Source organism: Acinetobacter sp. TTH0-4 (genome assembly GCF_015602665.1).
GTDB lineage: Bacteria > Pseudomonadota > Gammaproteobacteria > Pseudomonadales > Moraxellaceae > Acinetobacter > Acinetobacter albensis.
The window spans coordinates 1,739,660-1,757,675 of sequence record NZ_CP059079.1 but is presented as its reverse complement, the minus strand read 5'-3'; the positions used below and the strand labels follow the sequence as shown (position 1 = coordinate 1,757,675).

General features: G+C 38.5%; 18 protein-coding genes and 1 other RNA gene. 14 read left to right on the top strand and 5 right to left on the bottom strand.

Features of this window, described 5'->3' with window-relative positions:
* Positions 1-256: 256 nt before the first annotated feature.
* From rimO to lpxA, 12 genes are all read left to right on the top strand, one after another.
* The gene (rimO, locus tag H0S58_RS08230; protein WP_092720820.1) at positions 257-1,600 is read left to right on the top strand and encodes a 30S ribosomal protein S12 methylthiotransferase RimO; all 1,344 of its coding nucleotides are present in this window, start codon (positions 257-259) and stop codon (positions 1,598-1,600) included.
* A gap of 57 nt (positions 1,601-1,657) precedes the next feature.
* A complete protein-coding gene (pyrH, locus tag H0S58_RS08225) occupies positions 1,658-2,386 on the top strand; it encodes a UMP kinase (RefSeq protein WP_053580117.1) in 729 nt (242 codons plus the stop codon).
* Between the two features lie 78 nt (positions 2,387-2,464).
* Entirely contained in the window at positions 2,465-3,019 is a 555-nt protein-coding gene (gene frr / locus H0S58_RS08220; RefSeq protein ID WP_053580118.1) for a ribosome recycling factor, read from the top strand.
* Between the two features lie 6 nt (positions 3,020-3,025).
* Positions 3,026-3,778 carry a polyprenyl diphosphate synthase gene (gene uppS / locus H0S58_RS08215; protein WP_053580119.1) on the top strand — a complete coding sequence of 251 codons (753 nt, stop codon included), beginning with the start codon at positions 3,026-3,028 and terminating at the stop codon, positions 3,776-3,778.
* 3 nt (positions 3,779-3,781) lie between these two features.
* Positions 3,782-4,606: a phosphatidate cytidylyltransferase gene (locus tag H0S58_RS08210; RefSeq protein ID WP_053580120.1), complete on the top strand. Its 825-nt coding sequence runs from the start codon at positions 3,782-3,784 to the stop codon at positions 4,604-4,606.
* On the top strand, positions 4,607-5,803 hold the full coding sequence (gene ispC / locus H0S58_RS08205) for a 1-deoxy-D-xylulose-5-phosphate reductoisomerase (RefSeq protein WP_195726251.1): 1,197 nt from the start codon (positions 4,607-4,609) through the stop codon (positions 5,801-5,803).
* A 3-nt stretch (positions 5,804-5,806) separates the two neighbouring features.
* Positions 5,807-7,162 (top strand): RIP metalloprotease RseP, encoded by a 1,356-nt coding sequence (rseP, locus tag H0S58_RS08200; protein ID WP_053580122.1) that lies wholly within the window; start codon positions 5,807-5,809, stop codon positions 7,160-7,162.
* Between the two features lie 41 nt (positions 7,163-7,203).
* Positions 7,204-9,786: an outer membrane protein assembly factor BamA gene (gene bamA, locus H0S58_RS08195; RefSeq protein WP_195726250.1), complete on the top strand. Its 2,583-nt coding sequence runs from the start codon at positions 7,204-7,206 to the stop codon at positions 9,784-9,786.
* A 34-nt stretch (positions 9,787-9,820) separates the two neighbouring features.
* Positions 9,821-10,318 carry an OmpH family outer membrane protein gene (locus H0S58_RS08190; RefSeq protein WP_092720814.1) on the top strand — a complete coding sequence of 166 codons (498 nt, stop codon included), beginning with the start codon at positions 9,821-9,823 and terminating at the stop codon, positions 10,316-10,318.
* A gap of 3 nt (positions 10,319-10,321) precedes the next feature.
* On the top strand, positions 10,322-11,389 hold the full coding sequence (gene lpxD / locus H0S58_RS08185) for a UDP-3-O-(3-hydroxymyristoyl)glucosamine N-acyltransferase (protein WP_195726249.1): 1,068 nt from the start codon (positions 10,322-10,324) through the stop codon (positions 11,387-11,389).
* A 6-nt stretch (positions 11,390-11,395) separates the two neighbouring features.
* Positions 11,396-11,881, top strand: a complete 486-nt coding sequence (gene fabZ / locus H0S58_RS08180) for a 3-hydroxyacyl-ACP dehydratase FabZ (protein ID WP_171250395.1) — start codon at positions 11,396-11,398, stop codon at positions 11,879-11,881.
* Positions 11,878-12,666 (top strand): acyl-ACP--UDP-N-acetylglucosamine O-acyltransferase, encoded by a 789-nt coding sequence (lpxA, locus tag H0S58_RS08175; protein ID WP_092720812.1) that lies wholly within the window; start codon positions 11,878-11,880, stop codon positions 12,664-12,666. The genes fabZ and lpxA overlap by 4 nt, the downstream gene beginning before the upstream one ends.
* A 46-nt stretch (positions 12,667-12,712) precedes the next feature.
* On the opposite strand, the gene H0S58_RS08170 is transcribed toward lpxA, so the two are convergent.
* On the bottom strand, positions 12,713-13,543 hold the full coding sequence (locus tag H0S58_RS08170; protein ID WP_053580128.1) for a YbgF trimerization domain-containing protein: 831 nt from the start codon (positions 13,541-13,543) through the stop codon (positions 12,713-12,715).
* A gap of 294 nt (positions 13,544-13,837) precedes the next feature.
* On the opposite strand from H0S58_RS08170, the gene ffs reads away from it, so the two are divergent.
* Positions 13,838-13,934: signal recognition particle sRNA small type (gene ffs / locus H0S58_RS08165), an RNA gene on the top strand.
* A 175-nt stretch (positions 13,935-14,109) separates the two neighbouring features.
* Here the strand turns inward: ffs and H0S58_RS08160 are convergent.
* From H0S58_RS08160 to H0S58_RS08145, 4 genes are all read right to left on the bottom strand, one after another.
* On the bottom strand, positions 14,110-14,712 hold the full coding sequence (locus H0S58_RS08160; RefSeq protein ID WP_195726248.1) for a regulatory protein RecX: 603 nt from the start codon (positions 14,710-14,712) through the stop codon (positions 14,110-14,112).
* 85 nt (positions 14,713-14,797) lie between these two features.
* A complete protein-coding gene (gene recA / locus H0S58_RS08155; protein ID WP_053580130.1) occupies positions 14,798-15,841 on the bottom strand; it encodes a recombinase RecA in 1,044 nt (347 codons plus the stop codon).
* 144 nt (positions 15,842-15,985) lie between these two features.
* Complete coding sequence (locus tag H0S58_RS08150) at positions 15,986-16,426, bottom strand: RNA-binding S4 domain-containing protein (RefSeq protein ID WP_053580131.1); 441 nt, start codon at positions 16,424-16,426, stop codon at positions 15,986-15,988.
* Positions 16,419-17,105: an HAD hydrolase-like protein gene (locus tag H0S58_RS08145; RefSeq protein WP_195726247.1), complete on the bottom strand. Its 687-nt coding sequence runs from the start codon at positions 17,103-17,105 to the stop codon at positions 16,419-16,421. The genes H0S58_RS08150 and H0S58_RS08145 overlap by 8 nt, the downstream gene beginning before the upstream one ends.
* A gap of 13 nt (positions 17,106-17,118) precedes the next feature.
* Here H0S58_RS08145 and H0S58_RS08140 point away from each other — a divergent pair, with 13 nt between their 5' ends.
* Complete coding sequence (locus H0S58_RS08140) at positions 17,119-17,976, top strand: 3'(2'),5'-bisphosphate nucleotidase CysQ (protein ID WP_195726246.1); 858 nt, start codon at positions 17,119-17,121, stop codon at positions 17,974-17,976.
* The last annotated feature ends 40 nt before the right edge of the window (positions 17,977-18,016 follow it).

Sequence of the window (18,016 nt, the reverse complement as noted above, 5' to 3'; positions counted from 1 at the left end):
AAAATGCACGCCAACTTTAACTATCGGTATAAATAAAAAAATTATGAAGAGAAAAATGCGCTTTTTTGTTATTTGATTGCAGAAACACATCTCATAGTAAATCAATTCAAAATATTATTGAACCAAAATAGTGCGCACAAGGAAATGTGTAAAAAATTGGATGTATTTTGGTGCGTTACGCAAAGAGTCGGCATTCCACCTATTCATATGTACGGAAAAGACATACAATATGCGCATTATAGTGGAGTGTAGATTCATGAAGTCCCCCAAAGTCGGTTTTGTTTCTTTAGGTTGTCCTAAGGCGTTGGTAGATTCTGAACGAATTTTAACTCAGTTAAAAACTGAAGGTTATGATGTTGCATCGGATTATGACGGTGCCGATTTGGTTGTTGTCAATACATGTGGTTTTATTGAATCTGCAGTACAAGAGTCTTTAGACGCGATTGGCGAAGCCATTAGTGCGAATGGTCGCGTCATCGTGACAGGGTGTTTGGGTAAAGATGAAGACAAGATTCGCAAAATGCATCCTAGTGTTCTTAAGGTTACAGGTGCAGCAGCATATCAAGAAGTGATGGAGGCCGTACATCAGTACGTACCTGAACCACCAAAGCACAATCCTTTTATTGACCTTGTTCCTGAACAGGGAATTCGTTTAACGCCTAAACATTATGCCTATTTAAAAATATCGGAAGGCTGCAACCATCGTTGTACATTCTGTATTATTCCAAGTATGCGTGGCGATTTGGTTTCTCGTCCTGTAGGTTCAGTTTTAAGCGAAGCACAAGCATTAAAAAATGCAGGTGTAAAAGAAGTGCTTGTCATTTCTCAGGATACTTCTGCCTATGGCCTAGATACCAAATACAAACTCGATTTTTGGAATGGTCAGCCTGTTAAAACCAAATTCTATGACATGTGTGAAGCACTCGGTCAGTTAGGGGTTTGGGTACGTTTGCATTATGTCTATCCTTATCCACATGTGGATGCTGTGATTGATTTAATGGCACAAGGTAAAATATTGCCTTATCTAGATATTCCTTTTCAGCACGCCAGTCCACGCATCCTAAAATTGATGAAACGACCAGCTCATAGTGAAAATACATTGGAGCGTCTGAAATTGTGGCGCGAAAAATGTCCGGATTTGGTGCTACGTTCCACATTTGTTGTGGGTTTCCCTGGTGAAACTGAAGAAGATTTCCAAATTCTATTAGAGTGGCTCAAAGAAGCTCAGCTTGACCGAGTTGGTTGTTTTACCTATTCACCTGTAGAGGGCGCAACAGCCAACGATTTGCCAGATCATGTCCCTGAAGACATTAAACAAGATCGTTATGAACGCTTCATGCAAGTGCAGCAAGAAATTTCAGCAGCAAAATTACAAAAACGTATTGGTCAAACCATGACTGTATTGGTCGATGGTCTGGAAGATGAATTTCCAGTGGCGATTGCACGTTCTTATGCGGATGCGCCTGAAATTGATGGTAATGTTTTTGTAGAAGATATTGATAAAAGTCAAATTAAATCTGGTGATTTACTCGAAGTCGAAATTACTGATGCAGATGAATATGATTTATATGCCAAGTTAATTCGGATTAAGTCGGCTTAATCTGTTATTGAAGTATGCAAAAAAAATTTTAGATATTGGAAGATTCGGAGATTCCTAATGTTGGATTCAAAAAAGCCCCGTTATGAACGTATTTTATTGAAACTGTCTGGTGAAGCCCTGGCAGGCAATAAAGATATGGGGATTGATGCGATGGTGCTTGATCAAATGTCTTTAGCGATTGCACATTTGGTTGGTTTGGGTGTTCAAGTCGGTATTGTCGTTGGTGGTGGTAATTTGTATCGTGGGAGTCAGTTGCAAAAAGACGGCTTAGTTGGTCGTGTAACGGGTGACCAAATGGGGATGCTTGCCACTGTAATGAATGGCTTGGCTTTGCGAGATGCCTTAGTCCGTCGTAATATTAAGACCCGTTTAATGTCGGCACTTCCCATTGGTGCAGTTGTTGAGTCTTATTCAAGTCGTGATGCGATTCGTCATTTAACTCAAGGCGAAGTCTGCGTATTTGTGGCAGGAACGGGTAATCCGTTTTTTACCACGGATACAGCAGCTTGCTTACGTGGTATTGAAATTGAGGCTAACTTAATTTTGAAAGCCACTAAAGTTGATGGTGTTTATAATAAAGATCCGAGCAAATATGATGATGCAGTGAAGTATGAAACACTGACATTTGATCAGGTTCTAGATGAAAAATTAGGCATCATGGATTTAACCGCAATTTGTTTGTGTCGTGATCATAATGTACCGCTACAAGTATTCGATATGAATAAATCAGGCTCATTGCTTTCAGTGGTCATGGGTGAAAAAGAAGGGACTCACGTTACGAACTAATGTACGTGAACTCCAAAGCTCTTTATACTACACATTATTTAGTAATTACATTTCTTAGAATTCAGTAAGGAAGATCATATGATTAACGATCTTAAAAAAGACAGTGAAGACCGTATGAACAAGACTTTAGACTCTTTAGAGCAAGGTTTTGCTAAAGTTCGTACTGGCCGTGCAAATCCCTCTATACTTAATGGGGTGATGGTTCCTTACTATGGCTCTGACGTGCCTTTAAATCAAGTGGCAAATGTGGGTCTTGAAGACGCTCGTACTTTGGTGATACAGCCATTTGAACGTAATATGGTTTCAGCAATTGACAAAGCAATTCGTGAAGCAGGTTTAGGCTTAAATCCTATTACTGCTGACGCAATTCGTGTACCTATGCCTGCTCTCACTGAAGAAACACGTCGTGACATGCAAAAAGTTGCACGTAATGAGGCTGAAAATGCCAAAGTTGCGATTCGTAATATTCGCCGTGATGTATTGGGTGATATCAAATCTTTGCTTAAAGACAAAGAAATCTCTGAAGATGATGATCGTCGTGCGGCAGATGATATTCAAAAAATTACGGATAAATTTGTAGCTGAAGTTGATAAACGTCTTGCTGCAAAAGAAGCTGAATTGATGAAGGTCTAACATTGAATGACCGCATCAGAAGATAATTCGCATCTTCCAAAACATGTTGCCATCATTATGGATGGCAACAATCGTTTTGCTAAAAAAATGCAAATGCAGAAAGGTGATGGCCATCGTGAAGGGAAAAATGTCCTTGACCCGATTGTTGAACACTGTAGAAAAAATCAAATACAGGCGTTAACTGTTTTTGCATTTTCCAGTGAAAACTGGAATCGACCTCAATTTGAGGTCGATTTACTCATGGCGTTATTGGAAGAAACTATTTTAGAGCAATTGCCTAGAATGGAAAAATTCAATATAGCTTTACGTTTTATTGGTGATCGTTCTCGTTTATCTGCGCATTTGTGTGAGTTAATGTTGCAAGCTGAACAAAGGACTGCTAATTTCGATAGCATGACTTTAACCATTGCTATTAGTTATGGTGGTATGTGGGATATTGCACATGCTGCGCAACAAATTGCACTTAAGGTTGTGGCAAATAAAGTTGCTGTTGAAGATATAAATGTTGAGCTTTTTGGGCAACATGTAAGTATGGCAGATTTACCTGCTGTAGATTTACTGATTCGTACCGGTGGTGATTTCCGCTTATCGAACTTTTTACTTTGGCAAGCAGCATATGCTGAGCTATATTTTAGCCAAACGTTATGGCCTGAGTTTACAGTTGAAGAATTCGATGATGCGCTAGCAGTTTTTGCTGGGCGAGAACGTCGTTTTGGGAAAACCTCAGAGCAACTCCAACAAAAGAAAATTGAGAATTAATACATGTTAGAGCGGATTATAACCGCATTGGTATTGGTAGCAGTCGTGCTGAGTTGTATGTTTGCTACACAGTCTCAGTATCCAATGTTTATGCTGATGATTGTAGCCGCAGGGGTGGCGGGGTATGAGTGGTTTAAACTTATGCCAAGAAAAAATAAAAATCCTGTTAAACCTATTGCGTGGATGTATGGTGCTGCAACGGCAGCTCTAGCAGCCTTAGCATTATATTTTAATGACATTGCTTTATTGCTTTGGTCCGCTTCGATATTGTCTTGGCTTTTAAGTATTGTATGGGTTAAATCTTATCCAAATTATGATGGTTGGTATAATTCAACACTGAATATTTTAGGTTTTATCTTAATTTCAGCCGCAGTGACTGCAATTTTTTCTGTATGGCAAAGTTCGCCTTGGTGGCTCATGTACCTGTTTTTACTGGTATGGGGTGCGGACAGTGGTGCATATTTTGTTGGCCGTAAGTTTGGTAAAAGAAAGCTTGCTCCCAATGTCAGTCCAAATAAATCTTTAGAAGGTCTATACGGTGGTGTGTTTACTGCAATGTTGATCGTGGTGGCTGTTGAAGTTTTATATTTAAATTTAACGTTGGCTCAGCATTTATTATTCCTGATTTTGTCGGTTGTGACAGTATTTAGCTCTGTCTTGGGTGATTTATTTGAATCTATGCTGAAGCGCCGCTCGGGAATTAAAGATTCAGGTCGTATCTTACCAGGACATGGTGGGGTATTGGATCGTATAGACTCACTGCTGGCTGCTGCTCCAATTTTTGCTGCAAGCATGTATGTTTTAAAACTTATTGGTGTAGATTTATAGATGTCACAATCTGTTTGTATATTAGGTGCTACGGGTTCAATTGGTCAAAGTACCTTAAAAATTCTGCAACAGCATCCTGAAAAGTATTCTGTATTTGCGGTGACGGCATACAGCCGAATTTTAGAATTGGTTGAAATATGCAAACAGTATCATCCACAAGTGGTAGTTATTCCATCCAATAAAGTAGATGAACTGCGACAATATTTCAAAAATCAGCATCTGAATCATATTGAAATTTTGACTGATGAAGCTGGCTTAATTGCTGTTGCTGAACATTCAGATGTAGATGTGGTAATGGCGGCCATTGTGGGTGCAGCTGGCTTGTTGCCCACATTGGCAGCAGTAAAATCGGGAAAACGTGTTTTACTGGCCAATAAAGAAGCGCTTGTGATGTCTGGCGATATCATGATGCAAGCTGCGCGAGATCATCACGCTGTATTACTTCCAGTCGATTCTGAACACAATGCAATTTTTCAGTGTTTACCTGAAGGTTATTTACAGGCAGAGCGGAATGGACAACCTCAAAAGGGGGTTGCACAAATTTTATTGACTGCCTCGGGTGGCCCATTTTTGCATTATGATTTAGATCAATTAAAAAATGTTACGCCTGCACAAGCATGTAAGCATCCAAATTGGTCGATGGGTCAAAAAATTTCTGTTGACTCGGCTACATTGATGAACAAAGGTTTAGAGTTGATTGAAGCTTGCCACTTGTTTGCAATTTCAGAACAGTTTGTAACAGTAGTGGTGCATCCACAGAGTATTATCCATTCCATGGTTCAATATGTGGATGGTTCGACTTTGGCACAAATGGGCAATCCTGATATGTGTACGCCGATTGCGCATGCACTGGCGTGGCCAGAACGAATACAAACGCATGTGCCTGCACTGGATTTGTTTGTAAATCATCGTTTGGACTTTCAAGAACCTGATACTGTTCGGTTTCCTGCATTAAAGCTTGCACGTCAAGCGATGCAAAGTGGAAGGTTGGCACCGACTATTTTGAATGCTGCAAATGAAGTTGCTGTTGCAGCATTCTTGAATCATTCGATTAGATTTGATGAAATTTCGCAGGTCGTTGAAAAGACGTTAAATCACGTTGAAAATGGTGCGGCAAATTCAATTGAACTCATTTTACAGGCAGATCTCTTGGCACGTTCTGTTGCTGATCAGATTGTCCTGAATACAGGAAGCTAAAGCATGAATGCCTTGTTTATTATTATGGCAGCAATTCTTCTGCTTGGGCCTCTCATCGCAATTCATGAGTTTGGGCATTATATTGTTGCACGAAAATTAGGCGTTAAAGTTTTAGTTTATTCTATTGGTTTTGGTCCTACGCTGTTGAAATGGACATCTAAAAAATCAGGTATCCAATATCAGCTGTCCGCCTTGCCTTTAGGCGGCTATGTCAAAATGTTAGATGAGCGCGAAGGTAATGTTGCGGAAGAAGATTTACCGAAAGCATTTAATCGTCAATCTCCGTGGAAACGAATTGCGATTGTAGCGGCAGGTCCGTTAATCAATTTAGCTTTTGCAGTAGTGTTGTTTTGGATCTTATTCTTACCGACACAAGAACAATTAAACACTCGTGTTGGTAAAGTGTTACCCAACACACCAGCCGCTTCAGTTCAGATGCAGGTCGGTGACAAAATTACCGCAGTAGATGGAAATGAAACTAAAACATGGGAAAAACTGAATTTTGCTTTAGTGAATCGTGTAGGTGAAACAGGCTCGATTGAAATTCAAGCTGACCGTGCAGGACAAATTCAAACATTTAAATTACCGATACAAGATTTTCTTAAAAATCAAAATCAATCTGCGTTGGAGAGTTTAGGTTTTACTCCTTATCGTCCTCATATTCCTGCTATTGCGACCAAATTAAGTGCAGATGGTGCGGCAATACGTCAGGGCATGAAACAAGGCGATCAAATTCTTGCAATTGATGGTGTGAAAGTAAAAGATTGGTTTGATGTTGTACAGATTATTCAAGCTTCACCAGAAAAACTTTTGAAAATAGATGTGTTACGCCAAAATCAGAGAATGCAGTTGCAAGTCATGCCACAAGCACAGCGTGACAATATGGGCAATGTTTCTGGGGTTTTAGGTGTGCAAAGTATTCCTGGGAAAATAAATATTCCTGCGGATTATAAACAAACGATTCAGTATAATCCTGCTGAAGCTTTCGGTATGGCTGTTGATAAAACCGGTCAAATTTCAAGTATGATTTTGAACTCGATTGTCAAAATGGTACGTGGTTTAATCGGTTTGGATAATTTATCTGGTCCAATTACCATTGCTAAAGTGGCTGGACAAAGTGCAGAAATGGGTTGGCAAACCTTTATTTCTTTTATGGCGTTAATGAGTGTAAGTTTAGGAATTTTAAATTTATTACCTATCCCGATGCTTGATGGCGGACATTTAATTTACTATTTTATTGAATTGATTCGTGGTAAACCTGTTTCTGAACAAATACAATTGGTTGGTTTAAAAGTTGGTATGGTACTGCTCGGTAGTATGATGCTCCTTGCATTATTCAATGATTTTATGCGTTTATAACAACGTTACTATGAAATAAATTAACATCGGAAAAGACTGGCATGCAGCACACACATTTATTTATGCCTTTGGCGCTTATTAGTGCAATGGCAGCAGTACAAAAAGTATATGCAGCAGATGAGTTCATTGTCCGCGATATCAAAATTGACGGACTTGTCCGTTTAACGCCAGCAAATGTTTATGGGGTATTGCCCATTAATGCAGGTGATCGTGTCAATGATGTGACTATTGCAAATGCGATTCGTGCTTTGTATGCCACTGGCTTGTTTGATGATATTAAAGTCTCTCAAAATGCAGATACGCTTGTTTTCGCAGTGGTTGAACGTCCGCTGATTTCTAAGGTGGAGTTTAAAGGGAATAAACTTATTCCCAAAGAAGCCTTAGATGAAGGTTTGAAAAAAATGGGTATTGCGGAAGGCGAGGTTTTGAAAAAATCTGCTTTGCAAACCATAGAAACTGAACTTGAACAACAATATATGCAGCAAGGTCGTTACGACGCTGATGTTAAAGTTGTGACTACAGCTCGTCCTAATAATCGCGTAGATTTAAGCATTGAGTTTGTGGAAGGCAAAGCGGCTAAAGTTGTTGATATCAATATTATTGGTAACACTGTCTTTAAAGAAAGTGAAATCAAACAAGCTTTTGCAGTAAAAGAGAGTGCATGGAGTTCAATTGTTACTCGTAATGATCGCTATGCGCGTGAAAAAATGGCGGCAAGCCTTGAAGCACTACGCGCTTTATATTTGAATAAAGGTTATATCAATTTTAATATTACCAATTCAAACTTGAACTTAAGTGAAGATAAAAAGAACATTTTTATCGAAGTATCTGTTGAAGAAGGTGAAGAGTTTAAATTTGGTCAAACCAAATTTTTAGGTGATGCACTTTATAAACCAGAAGAATTAAAAGTCTTACAAATTTATAAAGATGGCGAGACGTATTCTCAAGAAAAAGTAAATGCGGTTAAGCAATTGTTGTTACGTAAGTATGGTAATGCCGGTTATTACTATGCCGAAGTGAATATGGTTCCCGAGATTAACAAAGAAACCAAATTGGTTGATTTGAATTATTATATTAATCCAGGGCAACAGGTGACTGTACGTCGTATTAATTTTGCGGGCAACACTAAAACGGCAGATGAAGTTTTACGTCGTGAAATGCGTCAAATGGAAGGTGCTTTAGCCAGTAACGAAAAAATTGATCTATCAAAAGTTCGTTTAGAACGTACAGGTTTCTTTAAAACTGTCGATATTAAGCCAGCACGTATTCCAAATGTGCCTGATCAGGTCGATTTAAATGTGAATGTTGAAGAACAACATTCAGGTACGAGTACACTTGCTGTAGGTTTTTCACAAAGTGGCGGTATTACTTTCCAAGCAGGTTTAAGTCAGACCAATTTCTTGGGTACAGGGAATAGTGTTTCAGTTGATTTGTCTCGTTCAGAAACACAAGACTATTATAATTTAAGTGTCACTGATCCATACTTTACTATTGATGGTGTGCGTCGTGGTTACAACATGTATTACCGCAAAACCAAGTTAGATGATGATTATAACGTTAATAATTACGTCACAGACAGTTTTGGTGGAGGGATTAGCTTTGGTTATCCAATTGATGAAAACCAGAGTATTAGTGCGGGTTTAAATATTGACCAAACTGAAGTAACGACGGGTCCTTATGTATCAACCTATGTGCGTGACTATTTAAAAGCAAATGGCGGAAAAGCCACAAATACTCGTCAAGATGTTTGTATTGCGACGTTATATTCACAAGCAGCACTGGATCAACTTAATGGTAAAGAAAGACCTACGACACCTCCTGAGGGTTATGATACTCCTGATAAATGTTTAGATAATAACCAACAGGCTGTAGGGTTGGTTGATTTTGAAGATCAATTCAAAGGTGATTTTTTAACTTATAACTTGAACTTGGGTTGGTCATACAATACGTTAAACCGCCCTGTATTCCCGACATCAGGTATGTCTCATCGTGTGAATGGTGAAATTGCACTACCAGGCAGTGATGTTGAATATCAGAAACTGACTTATGATGCTCAGGCATTTTTCCCTTTACCCTATGACTTTGTTTTACGTGGTTACGGTAAGTTAGGTTATGGTAATGATCTGCCATTCTATAAAAATTTCTATGCAGGTGGTTTTGGTTCAGTTCGTGGCTATGACAATAGTACACTCGGACCTAAGTATCCAGGCGTAACCTATAATGAGTCACGTCAAATAGATTATGACCCTGAGGAAGTAGGCGGAAATGCCTTGGTGCAATTTGGTGCTGAACTTGCTTTGCCTTTACCGTTTAAAGGGGATTGGACACGTCAAATACGTCCTGTGCTCTTTGCAGAAGGTGCACAAGTATTTGATACACAATGTAGCATTCCAAGCGGAGCTTTGTACTTACAAGGAACACCGAATGATCCAGGTGTAGATGCTAAAAAATATTGTGAAGACAACTTTGGTTTTGATGCAGATAACTTCCGTTATAGCGTAGGCGTAGGCTTTACTTGGATTACCATGATTGGTCCTCTTTCGCTAAGCTATGCATACCCAATAAATGATAAAGCTGGTGACGAAACTAAAAATATCCAGTTTGAAATCGGTCGTACTTTCTAAGTGGCAACCTTAGAAAATTTAAAAGGACATTAAAATGAATAAAATATTATCAGTTCTGATTTTTGCTGGGATTGCGAGTAGCTCTGTGGTGCATGCTGCAGGTTACGGTGTTGTTGATTTAGAAAAAGTTGTGGAAAATAGCACTTATTTGAAACAACAAAATACCTCTTTACAGCAAAAAATGAAGCCGCAAACCACTAAACTTGAGCAATTAGGCAAAGAGTTGGAAGCGATTCAGACACGTGCGCAACAGAGCACCAATTTATCTCAAGCTGAACAGCAAAAAATGGCCGCTCAATATCAGGCGAAACTTAAAGAGTTTAATTCAATTCAACAAGCATTGCAGACGAGTGTTCAATCTTCAATTCAAGTGATGAATCAAACCTTAGATAGACAAGTGAAACAAGTTGCTGAGCAATTGCGTAAAGAAAATAACTTTGATGGTGTTTTGAATAAAAATACCGCGCTTGCTTATGACCCTAAATATGATTTAACTGATAAAATGATCCAAAAGGTCAATGCTATTAAATAATCAATGAATCATAGACAATTTTGTTTAGAAGATCTTGCTCGTCTTGTACAAGGCGAGTTTGTTGGTCAATCTGATTTGCAACTAGAAGGATTAGCTAGCCTTGATCTAGCTCAAGCAAGACATCTTGCATTTGTAAACGCGGATAAATATTTAGATCAGGCACAGGCTTCAAAAGCAGGTGCCTTGATTGTTACTGCATCATTGAAAAATCAATTGAGCAATCATCATAATTTTATCGTGGTTGCGAATCCTTATCTCGCTTTTGCAATTCTGACACATGTTTTTGAAAAAAAATGTGAACAAAAAGGAATAGAAGATACTGCACAAATTCATCCATCAGCAATCATAGCTCAGAGTGCATATATTGGACACTTTGTCGTGATTGGTGAAAAATGTATTGTGGGTGAGCAAACGATTATCCAGTCGCACGTTAAAATTGATCATGATGTCGAAATTGGGCAACAATGTTTCATAGATTCACATGTGACTTTAACGGGTGAAACGAAAATAGGGAATCGGGTTCGTATTCATGCCAATACTGTAATAGGTGGTGAAGGTTTCGGTTTTGCACCTTATCAAGGAAAATGGCATCGGATTGCACAATTAGGCTCAGTTAAAATTGGTCATGATGTCAGAATTGGGTCAAATTGTAGTATTGATCGTGGTGCATTGGATGACACTATTCTTGAAGATGGTGTCATTATTGATAACCTTGTGCAAATTGCACACAATGTTAAAATTGGTACACATACTGCGCTAGCTGCCAAATGCGGTATTGCAGGAAGCACGATCATAGGCAAAAACTGTGTCTTAGCAGGTGGTGTTGGTGTAGTAGGGCATATTAATATTGCAGATAATGTGACCATAACGGGAATGTCAATGGTCACAAAAAGTATTTCCGAAGCAGGAAGCTATTCTTCAGGTACACCTATGTTGGAAAGTTTGCCTTGGAAGCGTGCTGCAATTCGCTTTAAACAATTAGCAGATGTGCCATTGACCCAACTGCTCAAACGGATTGATCATATGCAGACTCAAATTGAGTCCCTTGAATCAACTTTTAAGCGTAAATAGAATATGATGACTGAGTCGAATACTGCTGCATTTACGAAACCTGAATTGCCAATGCACATTCAACAAATTCGTGAATATTTACCTCACCGCTATCCATTTTTATTGGTCGATCGTATTGTCGATGTGACTGATAATGCGATTGTGGGTTATAAAAACGTTTCAATTAATGAAGAGTTTTTACAGGGACATTTCCCAGGCTATCCGATTATGCCAGGTGTATTAATTGTTGAGGCCTTAGCTCAAGTCTCTGGTATACTTGGTTTTATTATGAATAATGAAAAACCAAGTGAAGGTTCTTTATTCCTTTTTGCAGGGGCAGAAAAGGTTCGTTTTAAAAAACAGGTTGTTGCAGGTGACCAACTCGTTTTAAAATCGGAGCTGGTAATGCATAAACGTGGCATTTACAAATATAATTGTATTGCTACTGTTGATGGTGTTGTAGCAACAACTGCGGAAATTATGGTTTCGCATCAAAAAATAGAGCAGGCATGAGTAATAACGATTTAATTCACCCAACCGCTATCATTGATCCATCTGCTGTTATTGCCGCAGATGTAAGAATTGGTCCTTATTCTATTGTTGGACCACAGGTTTCGATTGGTGAAGGCACTCAGCTACATTCACATGTAGTGATTGGGGGATACACCAAAATTGGAAAAAATAATGAAATTTTTCAATTTTCGAGTGTGGGTGAAATTTGTCAAGATTTGAAATATGCTGGCGAAGAAACATGGCTTGAAATTGGCGATCATAATCGTATTCGTGAACATTGCAGTTTACATCGCGGTACTACCCAAGACCAAGGTTTAACCAAGATTGGCAGTCATAACCTCCTTATGGTGAATACCCATATCGCACATGATTGTGTCATTGGTGATCATAATATTTTTGCCAATAATGTTGGTGTGGCTGGGCATGTTCATATTGGGGATTATGTCGTAGTCGGTGGAAATTCAGGTATTCATCAATTCTGTAAAATTGATTCTTACAGCATGATTGGTGGTGCTTCGTTAATTTTAAAAGATGTACCTGCTTATGTGATGGTTTCTGGTAATCCAGCACATGCTTTTTCTATGAATGTGGAAGGAATGCGTCGTAAGGGTTGGTCCAAGAATGTTATTCAAGGTCTTCGCCAAGCATTTAAGCTGATTTATAAAGATGGTTTAACGACTGAGCAAGCGCTTCAACAGATTCGTCTAGACATACTGCCTGAAGTTGCTGAGGTTCAATTATTAATTGACTCTTTAGAGCAATCTAAGCGTGGTATTGTACGTTAACTCAGTATTTGATTTAAAAAAAGACACCGTATTCGGTGTCTTTTTTTTATTTTTTAAAATATCCAGCCTCTTCTGAGGTTGGGTAGTTTTTAATGAGTTTAGTTTTGAGTTGATTTGAAAGTGTAGTATTTCGGTCTACATCTTTAGCAATATTATAAAGTTGATACAGTGCACGTGCTGCTTTAGCGGAATTGGGGTATTGGTTGGCTACAATATTATAATTCTTTTTTGCTTCAGTATAATTGGTCGGTTCAATGGCTAAATTAAACTCTGCTAACCAAAAATAGGCATTGCTAATATAAACACTATTCGGGTTGTTCTTAATAAAGTTTTGCATCGGTGCAATGGCTTTTTTTGCTCCACCTTGCTTGTAAGCATCTAGTGCTACAGTATAGGCCGCTTTATCCATTTCAGTTGCATTCTGAGTAGTGGAGACGGTCTCTGGTGAAGTAGAGGTTGTACCTGATCCTATTGGGGTGTTAGCGTCTGCTGGACTGGGAGAAATATCCTGTTGGTTTTCCTCCTCTGGCGCAGTCGGTTCTGGATCTATTTTCTGTTGTAGAAGTTCTAATCGTTGATCCAAGTCTGTATAGCGATTAGTTAGTTCATGTTTAAGTTTTTCAATTTCATTATCTTGCTCTTCAATTTTACCCCGTAGTTCACGTAAATCATTTTCTAATTGCTGATTTTTTTGCATCATTTGCCAATTCAAATTTGTAGGAACATTTGCCGTGATAGCGCCAGAGCTTATGGCTACACTATTGGCATCAGTTGTACTATTTTGGCTTAATCCTCGAGATTCAATCGGCACATTGGCATACAGTAAAGTTGAGCTCATGAGAGCAACAACACACAATGTGTGCTTTTTAAGTATCATAAAAAATATCCATTTCGTATTCATTGCTACATTCTAAATACCTAACTTTAGAGCTATAGCGATTTAAAAGACATGACCACATTAAAGACGTCAATCCCCTGAAATGCAATATAGATTTGCAATGTTGTCGTAGTTTTAAAGTAAATGATTTAGTTCATAAAAATAAATAAAATATCGTTTTTAATGCAAATTGTTTTTTTAATAAGCAAACACAAGCAATGCCATTATAAATGTCGCTTCTATACTTGCAAGTTGATTAAAAATCTCTATACTCTGTTCTTGCAATGGTAGCCCCGCTGGTGGCTTCGCAATTGTACTCTGTGAACCCCGCCAGGACCGGAAGGTAGCAACGGTAACAGAACTATGATGTGCCGAAGTTTTGCTAGTGGGGTTGCCACCAGTTTCTAAAATAATAATCCTTATTTTCTATTTTCTATTTTCTATTTTCTATTTTCTATTTTCTATTTTCTATTTTCTATTTTCTATTTTCTATTTTCTATTTTCTATTTTCTATTTTCTATTTTCTATTTTCTATTTTCTATTTTCTATTTTCTATTTTCTATTTTCTAAATGTCATCTTCTTTTCTTGTAATCGCTTTAATAATCGCATCCATTTCAAATCCTCGATACATCAAAAAACGTATTTGTTTGGCTTTTAATTTGGCTTCTTTTTCGACTTGAGTACCGTATTTTTTAACTTTAAGTTGATATGCTTGTTCATTCCAATCTGTTTCTTTTAATTCTTCTTGAATTAAGCTGCTGTCTATTTTTTTTGATTTTAATGCCAGTTTTATGCGGTTTGGCCCTTTTCCTTTGCGTTTTTGACTCGACAGCATCGTTTCTGCCATACGTTGGTCGCTTTGGTAATTTTCTTTTGCTAATTCTTCGACCAGCTTTAAAACTTCATCTCGATGTGCTGCATACAAAGCCAGTTTTTCAACCAACTCAGATTTTGAATATTCTTTGCGTGTAAGTACTGCAAAAGCGTAAGAACGTAAACGTGAACCTGTGAGACCTTCTACTTTAGTTGACGGGTGATCTTCAAAATGTAAGGCTTCAGGTGCTAGATGGTTGAGAGAAGAATCTGTTGCTGACTTTAAGTGTGAATCATTCAATTCTTGCTTGAGTAGATCATAGTCAAGCATTTTAGGAAATTTTGGATCGCTCATAATAGGGTTCTATTGAATCAAATAAAAAACGCCTCGCAAGGCGTTTTACAGTTTAAGGTGGATAGCGTTTGAAAACAAATCGTGATTAAGCGTCTAGTAAATCAGGTTCGATTTCATCTTTTTCTTCAATTGGCGTAGTCACAGGCGTCAAGAGTTTCTCGCGAATAAGGCGATCAAGTTCTTGTGCAATTTGAGGATTTTCCTCAAGGTGACGAATCACGTTGTTTTTACCTTGACCAATTTTATTGCCTTGATATGAATACCATGCACCTGCTTTTTGTACCAGTTCTTGAGCCACAGCAAGATCAACCAGTTCACCGAGTTGATTAACACCTTTACCATAGAGAATTTGGAATAACGCCTCTTTGAATGGAGGTGCCATTTTATTCTTCACGACTTTAACACGTGTTTCAGAACCGACAATTTCATCACCTTCTTTCACTTGACCAATACGACGGATATCTAAACGTACTGAAGCGTAGAATTTAAGTGCGTTACCACCAGTTGTTGTTTCAGGGCTACCAAACATTACACCAATCTTCATACGAATTTGGTTAATAAAGATCACCATACAGTTTGAGCGTTTTGCATTACCAGTAATTTTACGTAATGCCTGACTCATCAAACGGGCCTGTAGTCCCATGTGTGAGTCGCCCATTTCACCTTCAATTTCTGCACGAGGGGTAAGGGCAGCAACGGAATCGACAACAATCATATCGACAGCGCCAGAGCGTACTAACATGTCGGCAATTTCAAGTGCCTGCTCACCGTGGTCTGGTTGAGAAACTAAAAGGTTATCAAGGTCTACACCAAGCTTACGTGCATATTGTGGATCAAGCGCATGTTCGGCATCGATGAAAGCGCATGTACCACCCGCTTTTTGACATTCTGCAATCGCTTGCAAAGTCATTGTGGTTTTACCAGAGGATTCAGGCCCGTAAATTTCAACGATACGACCTTTAGGTAAGCCACCAATACCGAGTGCAATATCCAGTGTTAAAGAACCCGTAGAGACGGCTTCAACAGCCAGTACGGTATTATCACCTAGACGCATTACTGTGTTTTTACCAAATTGTTTTTCAATTTGGCTTAAGGCAGCATTGAGCGCCTTACTTTTATTATCATCCATCTCACAACCTCAAAGCGATGTCACAAAATTATTAACTTAAGTGGATGTGTAACTTTAAAACGTGTTCCACTTCAGTATAGTGACAGATTCATTCTTTATGTTCTATATCAATTCAGTCGGGTACGACAGAATATGACGCTTAAATTAATCATGACTATAAGACCAGTCTTGGTCTAATTGCTGATCATTGTTTTGTTTAAATTTACTCATTTGCCGACGATCTTTTTTATCAGGTCGATGTTCAGGCCGCGCTAGATTATGCAACTTTCTTTGGGTTGCAAGCAACTCTCTTCGTGCAATACTGACTTCGGTTTCTGTATAAAGTTGTTGTGCAATCGGTGCTGCGCCACGTATGGCCGATAACGATTGTATGACCACAGTTTTTTGATCAAAACCTTGCCGAATAGTGAGTTCCATACCGACACGTACTTCTTTTGAGACTTTGACCCGCTCACCATTATGGTGAACTTTACCACCTTCAATGGCTGCTTTTGAAATGGAACGCGTTTTAAAAAAACGTGCAACCCACAACCATTTATCGACACGCATACTTTCAACATCAGTTTGTTGAGAAGAATTAGGCATATTTTTTCATATCCTCAGTGTGTTCTAACATCTGCATTAAGTCAGTCAAATGATTTAAAATAGGATAAGCACTCTCAACTCTTATCTTCCCTTTAGATGAGGACTGAGCAATAGTAATTAAATTGGCGATACCAAATTTTTTTGCACTGTTGAGTACTTTTTCTGTGTCATCTATAAAATAAGCTGAATCTAGACAAAAGGGATGCAAAGTATGTAAATTTTGCCAAAACTCAATTGACTCTTTGGCGTAGCCGATACTTTCACTACTGATTATTACATCAAAATAATGGGCAATTTGCATTTGTTCAAGCTTAAACTGAAGTCCTGCACAGTCAGCATTGGTCGCAATCCAGCATGGGTAATCCTGTGCTTTTAAAGCATCAAGTAATTCCATGCAACCACTACGTAGTGCAACTTTATGTTTAAATTCATGTTGTAGGGCAAGCGTATCGAGTCCTACTTTGGCACTCCAGAAGCGAGTTGAGTACCAGTTTAGAGTATGATTATGTTCTTGATAAAATTGAAATAATGCTTGGCTGCTTTGTTCTAAAGTACAGCTATGTGTTTCTGCATAACGAGTAGGAAGTTGGTGATTCCAAATGAAATCATCATAGGCAAGGTCAAGAAGTGTACCGTCCATATCGAAAATGATCGTCGGTTTTTTTAAGTTATTTGGCATATAAAGGTAATCTATGTTTAGAACAACAACAGCACCACAAGATGCTTTGATTTTACAATTGATCCCCATTGTGACACAGGCCTGTGAAATTTTGCGAGCAGAATATCGTGCTTATTGTTCAGGTGTTGCTTTTGATATTGAGAAAAAAAGTGACCATTCACCTGTAACGCAGGCTGATTATCGGGTGAATGAATTTATAGTAGCAGAATTGCGAAGAAATTTTCCAGACATTCCAGTTTTGTCTGAAGAGGGAAATAATACGCAACGTAAACAATGGCAAACTTTTTGGTTACTCGACCCTCTAGATGGAACTAAGGAGTTTCTGCATAAGCGAACTGAATTTACAATTAATTTAAGTCTGGTTGAGGGTACACAGACGATTTTTGCGATTTTAGCCATTCCAGAGGAGCAAACGTTGTATATTTGCCCAAAACAAGGGATGCCTTTAAAGTTTGAAATTAAAAACCAGCGCTGGGGAAGCTATGTTGAAGATCAAGCAACGACTACAGCGATTCAAATTGGGCTCAGTCAAAGTGATCAAGGTAAAACTCAGTATGCAAAATATGTAAAAATACTCAAAAAGTCATTTGAAATTGTTGAATTCAAAGCAGGGAGTGCTTATAAATTTTGTATGATTTTAGAGGGAAAGATAGATATTTATCCCCGTTTCCATCCGACCAGCGAATGGGATACCAGTGCAGGACAATGTTTACTTGAGCGTATTGGTGGTGGGCTGGTCAGCTTGCAAGGAAAGGATTTTCAATATAATCAAAGAGACAGCTTATTAAACAAGGGTTTTATCGCTTTTAAGACTATCGAAATGAAAAATATTGCATTTCAAGCATTGCGACTTATGGCGAACAACGAATAAGTCCACGCTGTAACATGCTATAGTATGGCGAACCATGTTT

Excerpts from the sequence above, each read along its gene's own strand:
- lpxD (WP_195726249.1), top strand. The coding sequence starts at position 10,322 with ATGAATCATAGACAATTTTGTTTAGAAGATCTTGCTCGTCTTGTACAA.
- H0S58_RS08150 (WP_053580131.1), bottom strand. The coding sequence starts at position 16,426 with ATGCCTAATTCTTCTCAACAAACTGATGTTGAAAGTATGCGTGTCGAT.
- uppS (WP_053580119.1), top strand. The coding sequence starts at position 3,026 with ATGACCGCATCAGAAGATAATTCGCATCTTCCAAAACATGTTGCCATC.
- H0S58_RS08190 (WP_092720814.1), top strand. The coding sequence starts at position 9,821 with ATGAATAAAATATTATCAGTTCTGATTTTTGCTGGGATTGCGAGTAGC.
- H0S58_RS08145 (WP_195726247.1), bottom strand. The coding sequence starts at position 17,105 with ATGCCAAATAACTTAAAAAAACCGACGATCATTTTCGATATGGACGGT.
- recA (WP_053580130.1), bottom strand. The coding sequence starts at position 15,841 with ATGGATGATAATAAAAGTAAGGCGCTCAATGCTGCCTTAAGCCAAATT.
- H0S58_RS08140 (WP_195726246.1), top strand. The coding sequence starts at position 17,119 with ATGTTTAGAACAACAACAGCACCACAAGATGCTTTGATTTTACAATTG.
- H0S58_RS08160 (WP_195726248.1), bottom strand. The coding sequence starts at position 14,712 with ATGAGCGATCCAAAATTTCCTAAAATGCTTGACTATGATCTACTCAAG.
- rimO (WP_092720820.1), top strand. The coding sequence starts at position 257 with ATGAAGTCCCCCAAAGTCGGTTTTGTTTCTTTAGGTTGTCCTAAGGCG.
- pyrH (WP_053580117.1), top strand. The coding sequence starts at position 1,658 with ATGTTGGATTCAAAAAAGCCCCGTTATGAACGTATTTTATTGAAACTG.
- rseP (WP_053580122.1), top strand. The coding sequence starts at position 5,807 with ATGAATGCCTTGTTTATTATTATGGCAGCAATTCTTCTGCTTGGGCCT.
- ispC (WP_195726251.1), top strand. The coding sequence starts at position 4,607 with ATGTCACAATCTGTTTGTATATTAGGTGCTACGGGTTCAATTGGTCAA.
- lpxA (WP_092720812.1), top strand. The coding sequence starts at position 11,878 with ATGAGTAATAACGATTTAATTCACCCAACCGCTATCATTGATCCATCT.
- fabZ (WP_171250395.1), top strand. The coding sequence starts at position 11,396 with ATGACTGAGTCGAATACTGCTGCATTTACGAAACCTGAATTGCCAATG.
- H0S58_RS08210 (WP_053580120.1), top strand. The coding sequence starts at position 3,782 with ATGTTAGAGCGGATTATAACCGCATTGGTATTGGTAGCAGTCGTGCTG.
- frr (WP_053580118.1), top strand. The coding sequence starts at position 2,465 with ATGATTAACGATCTTAAAAAAGACAGTGAAGACCGTATGAACAAGACT.
- bamA (WP_195726250.1), top strand. The coding sequence starts at position 7,204 with ATGCAGCACACACATTTATTTATGCCTTTGGCGCTTATTAGTGCAATG.
- H0S58_RS08170 (WP_053580128.1), bottom strand. The coding sequence starts at position 13,543 with ATGATACTTAAAAAGCACACATTGTGTGTTGTTGCTCTCATGAGCTCA.